Annotated in this window: 8 protein-coding genes; all 8 read right to left on the reverse strand. The window is 71.6% G+C overall.

What is annotated here, in order from left to right:
* Nucleotides 1-49 precede the first annotated feature (49 nt).
* A complete protein-coding gene (locus tag GA0070609_RS07705; protein ID WP_088993173.1) occupies nucleotides 50-1,114 on the reverse strand; it encodes a golvesin C-terminal-like domain-containing protein in 1,065 nt (354 codons plus the stop codon).
* Between the two features lie 205 nt (nucleotides 1,115-1,319).
* A complete protein-coding gene (locus GA0070609_RS07710; protein WP_088993174.1) occupies nucleotides 1,320-4,319 on the reverse strand; it encodes a family 16 glycoside hydrolase in 3,000 nt (999 codons plus the stop codon).
* A gap of 204 nt (nucleotides 4,320-4,523) precedes the next feature.
* Nucleotides 4,524-7,520 carry a glycosyl hydrolase family 28-related protein gene (locus GA0070609_RS07715; RefSeq protein ID WP_157748079.1) on the reverse strand — a complete coding sequence of 999 codons (2,997 nt, stop codon included), beginning with the start codon at nucleotides 7,518-7,520 and terminating at the stop codon, nucleotides 4,524-4,526.
* A gap of 61 nt (nucleotides 7,521-7,581) precedes the next feature.
* Nucleotides 7,582-9,222, reverse strand: a complete 1,641-nt coding sequence (locus GA0070609_RS07720) for a DUF4127 family protein (RefSeq protein ID WP_088993176.1) — start codon at nucleotides 9,220-9,222, stop codon at nucleotides 7,582-7,584.
* Nucleotides 9,219-9,932, reverse strand: coding sequence for an N-acetylmannosamine-6-phosphate 2-epimerase (locus GA0070609_RS07725; RefSeq protein WP_088993177.1), 714 nt, complete (start codon nucleotides 9,930-9,932; stop codon nucleotides 9,219-9,221). Before GA0070609_RS07725 ends, GA0070609_RS07720 begins: the two co-directional genes overlap by 4 nt.
* A gap of 20 nt (nucleotides 9,933-9,952) precedes the next feature.
* Nucleotides 9,953-10,849: an ROK family protein gene (locus GA0070609_RS07730; RefSeq protein WP_088993178.1), complete on the reverse strand. Its 897-nt coding sequence runs from the start codon at nucleotides 10,847-10,849 to the stop codon at nucleotides 9,953-9,955.
* Nucleotides 10,846-11,688: a carbohydrate ABC transporter permease gene (locus GA0070609_RS07735; protein ID WP_088993179.1), complete on the reverse strand. Its 843-nt coding sequence runs from the start codon at nucleotides 11,686-11,688 to the stop codon at nucleotides 10,846-10,848. The genes GA0070609_RS07730 and GA0070609_RS07735 overlap by 4 nt, the downstream gene beginning before the upstream one ends.
* Nucleotides 11,678-12,625: a carbohydrate ABC transporter permease gene (locus GA0070609_RS07740; protein WP_088993180.1), complete on the reverse strand. Its 948-nt coding sequence runs from the start codon at nucleotides 12,623-12,625 to the stop codon at nucleotides 11,678-11,680. Before GA0070609_RS07740 ends, GA0070609_RS07735 begins: the two co-directional genes overlap by 11 nt.
* Nucleotides 12,626-12,630: the final 5 nt, after the last annotated feature.

The raw sequence follows: 12,630 nt of genomic DNA on the forward strand, positions 1-12,630 counted from the left end.
ACGGACGACGGCAACCGGAGGGTCGTCGCTGCGTTGGGGCCTGACGGGCCTAGACTCGGGTGACCCGGACGGCGTCGGCCACGACGTAGCCGGCGGCGCTGGTCCACCGGCTCACCGCGACCAGGTTGCGGTCACCGGCGGCGAGCGGGAAGGTGCCGAGCGAGCGCCAGACGCCACCGTTGGAGCGCTGGTCCAGGTTGACCGTCTGGTTGCCGGAGGCGGTGACGACGACGTGCGGGGCCGAGCCGTTGTAGCCCGGGTCGGCCGGGTGCCGTACCTCGATCCGGTAGTTCCCGGCCGCCGGGATGTCGACCTTGAACCAGGCGGCGTCGCTGGCGAGGGTGGGGTTGGCGAAGCGGTAGTCGGCCCCGTAGCGCTGGCTGGAGTAGGACGACGTGCCCCAGTTGGTGCTCGCCGTGAACCGTCCCGCGGTGGCGTTGTCCACGATGACGCTGAAGGCGGGCGGGTTGGTGGTGCTCAGCCCCAGGTAGCTGGCGATGCCCTGCGCGTGCCCTTGGGCGGTGGCGGTGATGAAGTCGGCCCGTTTGAGCAGGTTCGCGTCGGCCAGGGTGTCGATGAAGAGGTTCTCGGTGAGCACCGCGGGCATGGTCGTCTCGCGCAGCACGTGGAAGTTGGCGGTCTTCAGCCCCCGGTCGGTGACCGAACCGATCGACCGCATGCCGGCGATCACCCTCGGGTGCAACGCGTTGTGCAGGTTGATGGTGGCCGCGTCCGTCGTCGGGTACCGGTAGCTCTCGAAGCCGGTGCCGCCCCCGGAGTTGATGTGCACACTCACGAAGAGGTCAGCGCCCCAGGCGTTGGCGTCGTCGGTGCGGTAGGCCAGGCTGCGGGTGATGTCGGTGGTCCGGGACATGCGGACGTCGACGCTCCAGTTGGCCAGCAGGATGCTGCGCAGTTGCAGGGAGATGTCGAGCGTCAGGGCCTTCTCCTGCAACCCGTTGCCGACCGCCCCGGGGTCGGTGCCGCCGTGGCCCGGGTCGATGTAGACCTTGGGTACGGCGGCCCGGGCGGGACCCCCGAGGACGGGGACGGCCGCGACGCCGGCGAGGGCCGCCAGCAGGGTGCGCCGCCGCAACGCGGAGTCATCGAACATGTGCACCTCTCAGGGGAGAGTCGAGGAGATCATCGATGCGGGCAATATAGCGAAACATCGATGCACATGAAAGATGTCTACGTCCCGCCGTAAAGCGATCGAAGGTTTCCGCCCACAACCCCCGGGCCGGTGCGGCGGTGGCGTGCCACACCCGGACGGCCGGGCCGGCGAACCGGTCCCGGCCGTCCGCGTTCCGGTGGCGGAACTACCGGTCGAGCGGCTCGATCCAGATGTTGCGGTACTGGACCGGGTTGCCGTGGTCCTGCAACCGGATGGCGCCCGCCGCCGGCCCCTCAGGGCGGCTGCCGCCGGTGGGGCCGAGGATCTCGACGTCGTCGTGCACGGTGACGCCGTTCCAGACCACGGTGACGCGCGGGTTGGCGACCTTGCGGCCGGCCGCGTCGTAGCGGGCCTGCCGGTAGACGATGTCGTACGTCTGCCAGGTCTCCGGCCGCAGTGCCGCGTTCACGTCCGGGGCCTTCTGGTTGTAGATCGCCGCGGCGTCGTTGACCTGCGGCGGGTCGATGCCGAAGGAGTCCAGCACCTGGATCTCGTAGCGGTCCTGCAGGTACACGCCGCTGTTGGCGCGCGCCTGGCCGGTCACGTCCGGCGGGTACAGCGGCAGGTTGAACTCCACGTGCAAACGGAAGTCGCCGAAGGCCTGCACCGTGCGCAGGTCTCCGTTGCGTACCGTCATCGCGCCGTCGTCGACGGCCCACTCGGGTTCGCGCCCGTCGGTGTGCTGCCACTCGGTGAGGTCGCCACCGCCGAACAGCGTGATCCGCTGCCCGTGCGGCCGGACGGCGAGCACGTCGAGGTTCACGTGCCCGGAGTCCGCGGCCTCCTTGCGGTACTCGACCAGGTTGCGGCCCTCGCGCAGCCGCACCGTCGTGGTGACCGTGCCCCACTCCTCCCAGGTCACCGTGGAGGGGAAGACCGTCTGCTCCACCCGTTCACCGTTGACGTACAGGCTGAGCTGCTTCTCACCGGAGTAGGGGTTCGGGCCGTTGCTGTAGCGCATCGACAGGTCGTACGTGCCGCTCTCGGGTACGTCGACGGAGATGCGGGTCGACGAGCCGTCCTGGGCGAATCCGGCGGCGAAGCCGGCGCCGGAGTAGGCGGCGTGGTCGGTGGCCATCCCGACGCCGACGGTACGACCCTCCTCGGCCTCGAAGAACGTCTGCGGCTGCACCACCCGACCCGGGATCTCATTGAGCGTGTACCAGGCCTCAGTGTTCCACAGCTCCTCCCCGTCGGCGGAGGAGAACGGACGCGGCGAGCGGAGGTGCACCACGCGGTTTTCCTTCAGACCCGGGATCCGGAGCTTCACGGTGCGACGGTCGGCCGACAGCTCGGCCCGGGCCACGTCGAGGGTCTCCAGGTCGAGCTTCGGACCGCCGTACTGGCTCGTCGCGCCGTAGCGCCACTGCGTCACCTGGTACGCGTCGGCGAGCCGCTGCGCGGTCTCGGCCGACAGCGGCTCGGTGTACTCCAGCTCGAACCCGACGTGCGAGGCGCGCATCCGCTTGACCTCGAAGACCGAGGTGCCGTTGGGGGTGAGCTTCTGCAGGCCGTACGTGAGTTTGCCCTCCTGGCCCCAGTTGCCGCCGGCGCCGAGGCCGCCCACGTAGAGCGCGCCGTCGGGGCCGAGGGTCACCTCGTTGATGCCCGACTCCAGGCCCTGCGTGTGCCGGAACACCGCGCCCTGGTACTGGCCCTCGACCTGCTCCAGGAAGACGCGCTGCAGACCCCCGTAGGTGACGTCGCCGACGACCAGTTGCCCCGCGTACGGCCCCTGCTTCAGCAGCACCGGCGTGGACGGCGAGTTGGCGATCTCGTTCTGCGGGAGCCAGACGACCGGGCGCGTCACCGCCTCGTCGTCGAACGGGCCGGCGGGCGTCGTGTAGTGGTTGTAGAACGCCCCCTGCCTGATCTGGACCAGCTTCGACGCGGGTAGCCAGCCACCCTGGTTGTCGGTGACGAGGACCTCGCCCGCCGGCCCCCAGCCGATCCCGTTCGGGGTACGCAGCCCACCGGCGACGTACGTGATCTCGCCGGTCCGGGCGTTCACCTTGATCGAGGTGCCGCGGTTCGGGGCCGGCTGGGGCACGGTGGTGGCGCCACCGTAGTTGATGGCGACGGAGAGATTGAGGTAGAAGTACCCGTCCCGGTAGAGCAGGCCGAACGCGAACTCGTGGAAGTTGCGGCCCCAGGGCCAGGTCGCCACGGTCCGGTGCTCGTCCGCGTCGCCGTCACCGTCGGTGTCGCGCAGGGCCGTCAGCTCGTGCTTCTGGCTGACGTAGACGGTGCCGTCGACCACCGCCACGCCCTGGGGTTCCCGCAGCCCCTGCGCGAACCTGCGGTAGGTCACCTGGTCGGGTCCGGTGGTCCCGGTGGCGCCCTCGACCACGTAGACCTCGCCGGTGGCGTTGTCGGTGCCGCCCCAGGTGGAGACGACCAGGTCGCCGTCGGGCCGGAAGGCCAAGCCGGTGACCTGCGGCTGGAACCCGTCGGGACGCAGGTCGGTGAGGGTGTAGCCCGGGTGCACCCGGTCGAGCGGCAGGCCGTCGCCGGCCGAGTCGGTGGCGCCCTCGCAGTACTTCCATCCGGGTGCGGTGACGCGTACGACGCCGGCGTCGGTGCTCAGCGCGGTGGTCGGCACCAGCTCGAAGTCGTCGGCGCCGGGGACGCGCCACTCGAGCCGCAGCACCTGACCGCCACCGTTCTCGAAGAACTCGACGAACAACGGGTGCAGGCCGGCGCTCAGGGTGACCGACCCGTCCTTCGAGGTCTCGCCGTGCAGACCGTCGTGGTCGACGACGAGTTGGTCGCCGATGGTCAGGCGCGACCCGTCGTCGCTGGTCAGCCGGAACGTGTAGGCACCGTCGGCGGGCACGGTGAGGTTGCCGGTGACATGGCTGATGAAGCGGTCGGCGAGGCCGAACTCGTCAGTGGTGGTCCAGTTGATCTGCGGCATGAGCTTGTCGACGTTCGGGGTCTGCGCGGCCTTGAGGGTGCACAGCGCCGACAGCGGGGCGCCCATGTCGTACGAGCGGAGGGTGACGCCGGGCTCCTGCGGCGGGACGTCGGCGGCGACGGGTGCGGCCGTCGCCGGGGTGGGGATCGCGGCGAGCAGGGTCGCCAGGGCGGCGGCTGCCGCGGTGAGGATCGGACGGCGTCGTCGCCGTCGGTTCGGTGTGGTCATGGTTCCTCCTCCCGGTAGGGAAGAAGCCGTGCCACTTTCTCCCCCACGACCAGTCACTACGATCTCGCTACGCGAAAGATCGATCGCAGACACTAGCACTTTCCATCGATTCAAGGAAACTTTTCGATGTTCGGGGGAAAGTTCGATGTGGCGCGCTCAAGCCGGAGGTGGCCGGTGACGCGGGAGGCACGTGCCAAGCAACGGTCAGCGGAGGCCGTAGACCTCGACTTCGAAGACCCTTGCCAGACCGTCGGTGGGACTGGGCTCGGTGAACACGACGCGGACCTGCTCGACCCCCGCCGGTGCCCCACTCAGGTCGACGTTCGCCGGGCTGGCGATGTTCTGCTCGACCGACCCGACCGGCCGCCAGGTCCCCTCGACCAGGACCTCCACCCGGAAGGCCCGCACCCGCAGCGCGTCGGAACCGGCCACGCCGCTGTAGAGGGCGAGCCGGGACAGCGCCGCGGGCCGGCCGAGGTCGAGGGTCAGGGTCGGCGACGGGTCGCCGGATCCGGAGATCCACCGGGCGCCGGTCCGGTTGCCATCCACCGCGTTGAGCGCGACGTTGGTGGAGAGCACCGAACTGGCCGTCACGACGGCGTCCCGAGCGAGGTTGTCTCCGCCCGTACGGACCTGCAGGGTCAGCGGTACCTCCAGTCGGTGCCCGCCCCGCGTGTACGAGACCGTCAGCGGGATCTGCCCGTCCTGCTCCGCGCCGGCGGGCACTTGCACCTCGATCGTGGCGGTGGCCGCCTGCCCGTCGGGCAGCCGCTCGACGTCCTGCCGAATCCGCGTCTGCCAGCCAACGGGCGCCTCGGTGCGGACCGCGAGTCCGGTGACCGGACCGGGACCGTCGTTGCGGACCCGCAGCACTGCGGTGCCCGACCGGCCGGGTAGGACGGTGATCCGGGAGTCGTCCAGCCCGACGTACAGTCCAACCGGGATGGGCGACTCGTTCGCCGAACCGACTGCCAGGTATGCGACGTCCAGCTCCGGCACCGTGCGTCCGGTGGCCACGTCGGCGATGGTGGCCCCCCACCTGGTGTTCGCCACGTTGGTGGGGCGGTAACCCCGGGTGCCGCGGATCACGATCCCGCTGCTGTCGCGGATGCCCATCGCGTACGGGTAGGGCCCGAGGACCGTCGCCACCCGGAAGAACACCGTGTTGGCGAAGAGCACGTCGTGGACGTCGTCCAGTTCGACCGCCTGGGAGCGCCACCCGTAGATGTGGTCCTCGGTCTGCAGAGCGTGCAGCTCCCAGTTGCGCACCCGGCGCAGCACGACCTCGCGGTGCTCGTGGTGCTCCACCGACACCTCGTACATGCGGCCCCGGACGGCGGTGTCCTCGACCAGGAACCCGTTGTCCGCCCAGCCGGCCACGCTCCAGATGTTGACGAAGGTCCCGCCGCCGCCCTTGACCCAGAAGCTGTACTTGTGCCGGCCCCGGTACTGGTAGCCGGGGTCGCCCGCGCCCGGGCCGTCGGGGTCGGTCTCCTCCGGAGCCCACTTCACGAACTGGGTAGCGATGTCGGCGAGGTGGCTGTGCGCCCCGGACTGCCAGAGCGCGTGCACGGAGCCCGCGGTCTGCCGCGCCGAGTCCAGGCCGAGACCGACGACCTGGTTGGTGCCGCCGGGCGGGGTCTGGATCATCGGCCGGGGACGGTCCGGGTCGCCGAACGCCGCGTGACCGTCCGGCAAGGTGAGCCACGTCTGGCGCGGGTGCAGGCCGATCAGGTTGCTCTGCGGTCGCAGCCGCAGCGTGTCCCCGATGAGGTATTCGCCCATCGGCACGTACACGGTGTCGTGCTGGTCGATCGCCTGCTGGAAGATGGCGTGGTCGTCGCTGGTGCCGCTGCCCACCGTGACGCCCCGCGCGGCCGCGAACTCGGCCAGGTTGACCCAGTCGTCGCTCGGCGGCGGCAGGGGGACGTCGGAGCGCAGCAACCGGTGGAAGCTCGCCGGTGCGGCCGGTGTCGCCGAGACCAGCACCTGGTCGCTGCGCCGCTCGCCGTCACCGAGCGCGTCGCTGACGCGCAGCCCGAGCGTGGCGTCCTGCACCAGGTAGGACGGGCCGGGGCCGGCCCAGGTGCGTCCACTCGGGGCGGTGGTGAGGAGGGCACCCACCCCGGCCACTCCGGTCTGGACGACGTTGAGCTGGTTCTGGGCACGAACCAGCTCCGGCTCCTCGGGTGCCGGGACGGAGTCACTGTCGTTGAGTGTGATCGCGGCCCCGGCGATGTCCTCGAAGACGGAATCCTGCACGTAGAGCCGCTGTGTCTGGCCGGGGGTGGCGACGATGCCGGCGGGCGTGTGGGCGATGCGGTTGCGAATCAGGCTCAACTTGCTGTCGGTGTGCAGCTTGACGGCCGCGTCGCGTTGTCCCTCGAACGTGGTGTCGAGCACGGTCGTCTGCCAGCCCGGTGAGGCGGCGTAGGCCAACATGCCGAACCGACCGCCGTAAACCTTGACCCGCTGGATCAGGTTGGCGTTGTGGTCGATGCCGGCATAGCCGTCCCCGACATGGATGTCGAGGTCCTGCAGGAGGAACATCTGGGCACCGCTGAACCGGACCGCCACGGCCGCCGGGTTGCCCGCGCCAATGCGGATGTCGAGGTTGACCAGGCCGGTGCCGAAGGTGTCGTTGTTGCCGAAGGTGCGGGCCGTGCCGGGCTGGTAGGGCCGGCGCACGGCCGTGAACAGGAAGGACTCGGTGCCGTCCTGGAAGCCCGGGGTCGATTCGCCGAGGTGGAACTCGGGCCGGGTGGCTCCGAAACCGATCACGCGTACCGAGGCGTGCAGGTCCACCCGTCGGGAGAGGCGGTAGCGGCCCTCCGGCACGAAGACCACACCGCCGCCGTCGCCGACGGTCACGTCCCGTGCCCCGCCGACGATGTTGCCCAACCAGTTCTGCCCGCCGCGGCGGGACGCCTCGTCGATCGCCGCCTGCAGCGAGGCCGTGTCGTCGCCGATGCCGTCACGGTGCACCGGGAACTGCTCGCTGCCGAGGACGACCGCCGTCGGATCGGTCGGCATCGTCCGGAAGACCGACGTCGACGACGCGGGTCGAGCCGCGGCGGCGGGGCCGGTCGGCGGGACCGCCGCCGTCGCGGCCAGGAGGACGAGGGCGGCCACCAGGCCGACCACCGTCCGTCCGGGCGCGGGTCGGGCCGCGACGGTCCGCCGGGGTGGGGATTCGATCATCGGTACGTCTCCCTACTGGTGGCTCGGACAAGGCGGCGGACGGCGGCGGGCGCCCGTCCGGTCAGGACAGCCGTAGCCGGGGCTCCAGCGTCACCTCGAAGAGCCGGTCCCACGGCAGCTCGACCCGGATCGATTCCACCTGCGTCAGAGCCGCCGTGAACGTCGTCGCGCCCCGCCGGCCCAGCGGGACGCGGTGCCCGGCGAAGTGGTCGGCGAAGTAGCGCTCGGTCAGCGGCACCAGCCGGTCGCGTATCCAGCCGTCGAAGTAGCTCTTCTGCGAAGCGGTGAGCGCGAGCGGGTTCCAGCCCTGGGCGCGGGCGTGCGCGTACGCCTCGACCTGCAGCACGTTCTTCCACCCGTCGTCCTTGACGAACCGGTAGAGCAGGTACTCGGCGTGCGCCTGGGCGGGTGCGCGCAGTTCCGGCACGCCGTACCCGCTGCCGGAGGAGCGCAGGTGGGCCCAGCGGGCGGTGCCGTGCCCCAGCGCCAACCCGAGCGCGTTGCCCCCGGTGTTCCACCCCGAGTACGACAGCAGGGCCACCAGGTCCAGCCGGGCCTCCATCCGCGCGACCAGGTCGTGGTCCGCCTTGTTCACGATCAGCGGGTCCACCACGATCACCGGGGTGCCGGCGGCCAGCAGCGCGCCGATCCGCCCGACGAAGGCGTCCAGGTCGGTGCCCCGCTGAGCGGGCGCCGCCGAGGGGGTGTTCACGGCGAGCACGACGTCCGCGTCACCGTCCACCACCCGTCCACCGACGGCGCTCACGTGCCGGCGGATGTTCTCCGCGAACGGGATGCCCTCCAGTTGGGCGGTCCACTCCTCGCCGGAGATTCCGGCGTACTCGACCCGGTAGCTCGGCGCCGTGCCGGCGGCGAGCACCCGCGCGACCAGCAGCGCGTCGACCTCGTCCGCGCCGGGGAAGATCTCCACCTGGTCGCCGACGCCGAGCCGCGCCACCAGCGCCTCCAGTTCGACCCGCTCCGCCCGGGCCAGGCCGACGGGCGCGGTGTCGTCCTCGGAGAGCACCAGGTGGTCGATGGTGCCGTCGGCGACCCACTCGACCATCAGCCGGTTGACCTGGTGGTTGCGCGCCCGCGCGGCGAGGTAGTCCGCGACCACCTGGTCCGGGATCTGCGCCCGGACGGTGTCGAGCCGGGCCCGCAGCTCCTCCTGCCCGAGGTTGACCACCTGGTCGTGGAGCTTCGCCCACTCCACCAGCAGGTCCCGGTACGTGTCGAGGTCCGTGCCGGTGCTGGTGATGGCGAGCCGCTGGATGGTGTCGTGCACCTCGATCACCGCACCCGGCCGGGTGGCGCGCAGGTCCCGGATCGCTGCCAGGTTCGCCAGCGCGGCGGCCAGGGTCGGGGCGGCGGTGCGGGAGGCGATCAGGCCGCCGTAGGCGAGCATGCTGACCGAGATCACGTACCCGTCGACGTCGCCGGTCGCGCCGAGCCAGCGGGCGATGGCGGCGCCGTCGCCCGGGGTGAGGAAGCGGCCCAGCAGGTCCCGGGGCGGCAGCCGCACCTCGGCGCCGGCGCTCGCCGCGGTCATCTGCGGGCACCAGGTGTTGACCGGCCGGTCGTCCAGCGGCACCAGCGCCACCGCCCGCCGCCGGTCGTGTCCCGCGGCGGACGCCGGTCCGCCGATCGTCGCGGCAGTCAGCCCGGCGACGCCGGTGGCCAGGAGGGTCCGTCTCTTCATCTGCTCTCCCTGTTCTCCGGGGCGTCCCCCGCGCGGGGGGTCGCCGGTACCAGCCGGCGGGTGATCCACAGTGGCGAGGTGACGGCGTTGCCCGTCACCACCGCGTGGGCGCCGGCCTCGAACGCCCGACGGATCTGCTCGGTCGTGCGGTACCGCCCTTCGGCGAGCACCGGCACCGGCAGCAGTGCGACCAGTCGCGCCAGGAGTTCGAGGTCGGGCTGGTCCGACCGGGGACTGGCCTCGGTGTAGCCGGACAGCGTGGTGGCGACGGCGTCCGCGCCCGCCTCGACGGCGGCGACGCCCTCCGCAGCGGTGGAGACGTCGGCGAGCACCAGGGCCTCGGTCCGTTCCCGGACCGCCCGGACGGTGTCGGCGAAGGTGCGTCCGTCCGGTCGCGGCCGGTCCGTGGCGTCGATCGCGACGATCCGCGCCCCCGCGAGCGCCACCTCGACCGCGTGGGCGGCCGTCGGGGTGATGAAGACGTCGTCCGTGCCGTGCTTGTACAGCCCGATCACCGGCACGTCGACCAGGGCCCGGACCGCGCGGACGTCGTCCGGCCCGTTGACCCGGACCGCTAAAGCGCCGCCGCGTACCACCGACGCGGCGACCCGGGCCTGGACGTACGGATCCCGCATCGGGTCGTCCGGCTCGTCGGGCAGCGGCTGGCAGGACACCACCAGCCCACCGGCCAGCTCGTCGAGGGCGTTCACCTGTCTGGTCCTCTCCGTCGTCACGCTTCGCCCAGGGCCAGTCGGGCCGCCCCGACCACGACCGCGTCCGCTCCGAGCGCGGCGGGCAGCAGCGGCACGTCGGCCCAGCCCGCCGGCAGTTCGGCCGCGTAGGCGGTGGATGCCGCGGGCAGCAGGGCGGCGGCCGCGCCACCGGCGACCACGACCGCCTGCGGATCGAGCAGGGCCACCAGCCCGGCCAGCGCGGCACCCAGGGTGGCGCCGGCCCGGTCCCGCACCTGCCGCGCGGTGACGTCCCCGGCGGCCGCCCGTTCCGCCACGGCCTGCCCGGTGACCGGCGAGCCGGTCTGCTCGGCGTACGCGGCGGCCAGGCCGGTGCCCGAGGCGATCGCCTCCAGGTGCCCGTACCGGCCGCAGCCGCAGCGCAGCCGGTCGGCGCCCGGGGCCGGCAGGTGCGCGACCTCGCCAGCGCCGCCGCGGGCGCCGTCCTCGATCCGGCCGTCCCGGACGATCGCCCCGCCCAGGCCGGTGCCGACCGCCACCAGCAGTACGTCGCGGCAGCCCCGCGCGGCACCGGCCCAACATTCGCCCAGCGCGGCGGCGTTCACGTCGTTGGTGACCCGGACCGGTCGACCCAGCCGCCCGGCCAGGGCGTCGACGACCGGGGTGCCGGTCCAGCCCGGCAGGCTGTCGGTGGCGTACCGGATGGTGCCGGTCGCCGGGTCGACAGTGCCGGCGGTCCCCACCCCGACCGGTCCGGGGCCGGCCGCGTCGAGCAGGTCCGCGGCCAGCCGCGCGGCGGTGTCCAGGACGGCGGCGGGCCCGGACCGGGCCGGGGTGGGCGCCTGGCGGCGCGCGAGCACCGCCCCGTCCGGCCCGACCACCGCCGCCGCAGTCTTGGTGCCGCCGATGTCGACCCCGACCACGGCCCCGCTCATCCCTTCAGGCCGGTGTGTGCGAGGCCCTCGACGAACTGCTTCTGCGCGATGACGAAGACCACCAGCACCGGCAGCGCGGTCATCGAGGCTGCGGCGAGCTGGACGTCCCACATCGGGCCGCCGTAGGCGTCGACGAACTGGGTGAGCGCCTGCGGCAGGGTGAACTTCTCCGGCGAGGAGAGGAACACGATCGGTTCCAGGTAGAGGTTCCAGCTGTGCAGGAAGGTGAAGATCGCGACCGCGCCCAGGGCGGGCCGCGACAGCGGCAGGGCGATCTTCCAGAAGGTGGCGAACCGGCCGAGCCCGTCGACCCGGGCCGCCTCCTCCAGCTCGCCGGGAAGGCTGATGAAGAACTGCCGCATGATGAAGGTGGCCAGCACGCTCGGCGCGCCGAGGATCGGCACCAGGATCAACGGCCAGTGGGTGTTGACCAGGCCGAGCTTGAAGAACATCTGGAACAGCGGCACGATCGTCACCTCGCTCGGAATGAGCAGGCCGGCGAGGACGACCAGGAACAGCACGTTCTGCCCGCGGAACCGGATCCGCGCGAAGGCGTATCCGGCCAGGGCCGACACGGCCAGCGTGCCGACGGTGACCACCAGGGCGATGTAGAGGCTGTTCAGGTACTGCTGGCCGAACGGCTGCAACTCGAACACCCGCTGGTACGCGTCCAGCCGCGGGTTGACCGGCAGCAGTTGCGGCGGGAAGGCGAAGATGTCCGACACCGGCTTGAGCGACGAGGTGACCATCCACCAGGTCGGGAAGACGAACGGGATCGCCAGGACCAGCAGCACCCCGTAGAGCACCAGCTTGGTCCGCGGCGACAGGTCACGACTCATGGAAGACCCACCTCTTGCGCATCTGCCACTGCAGCACGGTGAGCGCGAGCACGATGGCGAACAGCACGATCGACAGCGTGGCGCCGTAGCCGAAGTGATGGAACTGGAAGGCCTGCTGGTAGAGGTAGTAGACGAGCACCGTGGTCGAGGTGCCCGGACCGCCCTGGGTGAGCACCGCGATCTGTGCGAAGACTTGGAGCGAGCCGACCACGGTGATGATCGAGGTGAGCAGGATCGTCGGGCTGATCAGGGGTACGGTGATCCGCCAGAACTGGCGCATCCGGCTGGCCCCGTCCACCTCGGCGGCCTCGTACAGCTCGCCGGGCACGCCCTGCAGGGCGGCGAGGAACAGCACCATGTTCAGGCCGACGTTCTTGAAGACCTGCACGACGATGACCGACAGCATCGCGGTGCCCTCGCCGCGCAGCCAGTTCGGGCCGTCCACCCCGACCGTGTCGAGCAGGCCGTTGACGCCGCCGTTGTCCTGCAGCAGGAAGCCCCACACGATGGTCCAGGCCACCAGCGACACGACGACGGGGGAGAAGAACAGGGTGCGGAACACGATCGTCCCGCGCAGTTTCTGGTGCAGCAGGACCGCCAGCAGCAACGCCAGGGCGAGGTTGAACACCACCAGGCCGACGGAGAACAGGCCGGTGGCCCGTAGCACCGACCCGAGGTTGGGGTCCTCCGCCAGGGCCGCGTAGTTGTCGGTGCCGACGAACTCGAACGTGCCGGCGAGCACGTTCCACTCGTGCAGGCTGTACCAGACGACGAGGATCAGCGGCAGGATCACGAACACCGCGCTGCCGATCAGTTGCGGCGCGATGAAGAGATATCCGGTGAGGTGGTCGCGGCGGCGGCTGGTCCAGAACGGCCGCGCCGGGACCAGGGCGGGCCGGGCCTCGGCCGGGCCCACCCTGGTGTCCGTACGGGTCATCGGGT

This window comes from Micromonospora echinaurantiaca, assembly GCF_900090235.1.
Classification (GTDB): Bacteria; Actinomycetota; Actinomycetes; order Mycobacteriales; family Micromonosporaceae; genus Micromonospora; species Micromonospora echinaurantiaca.

Bases quoted from the DNA above. Each gene is read 5' to 3' on its own strand.
- GA0070609_RS07705 (WP_088993173.1), bottom strand. From the start codon at position 1,114: ATGTTCGATGACTCCGCGTTGCGGCGGCGCACCCTGCTGGCGGCCCTC.
- GA0070609_RS07710 (WP_088993174.1), bottom strand. From the start codon at position 4,319: ATGACCACACCGAACCGACGGCGACGACGCCGTCCGATCCTCACCGCG.
- GA0070609_RS07715 (WP_157748079.1), bottom strand. From the start codon at position 7,520: ATGATCGAATCCCCACCCCGGCGGACCGTCGCGGCCCGACCCGCGCCC.
- GA0070609_RS07720 (WP_088993176.1), bottom strand. From the start codon at position 9,222: ATGAAGAGACGGACCCTCCTGGCCACCGGCGTCGCCGGGCTGACTGCC.
- GA0070609_RS07730 (WP_088993178.1), bottom strand. From the start codon at position 10,849: ATGAGCGGGGCCGTGGTCGGGGTCGACATCGGCGGCACCAAGACTGCG.
- GA0070609_RS07735 (WP_088993179.1), bottom strand. From the start codon at position 11,688: ATGAGTCGTGACCTGTCGCCGCGGACCAAGCTGGTGCTCTACGGGGTG.
- GA0070609_RS07740 (WP_088993180.1), bottom strand. From the start codon at position 12,625: ATGACCCGTACGGACACCAGGGTGGGCCCGGCCGAGGCCCGGCCCGCC.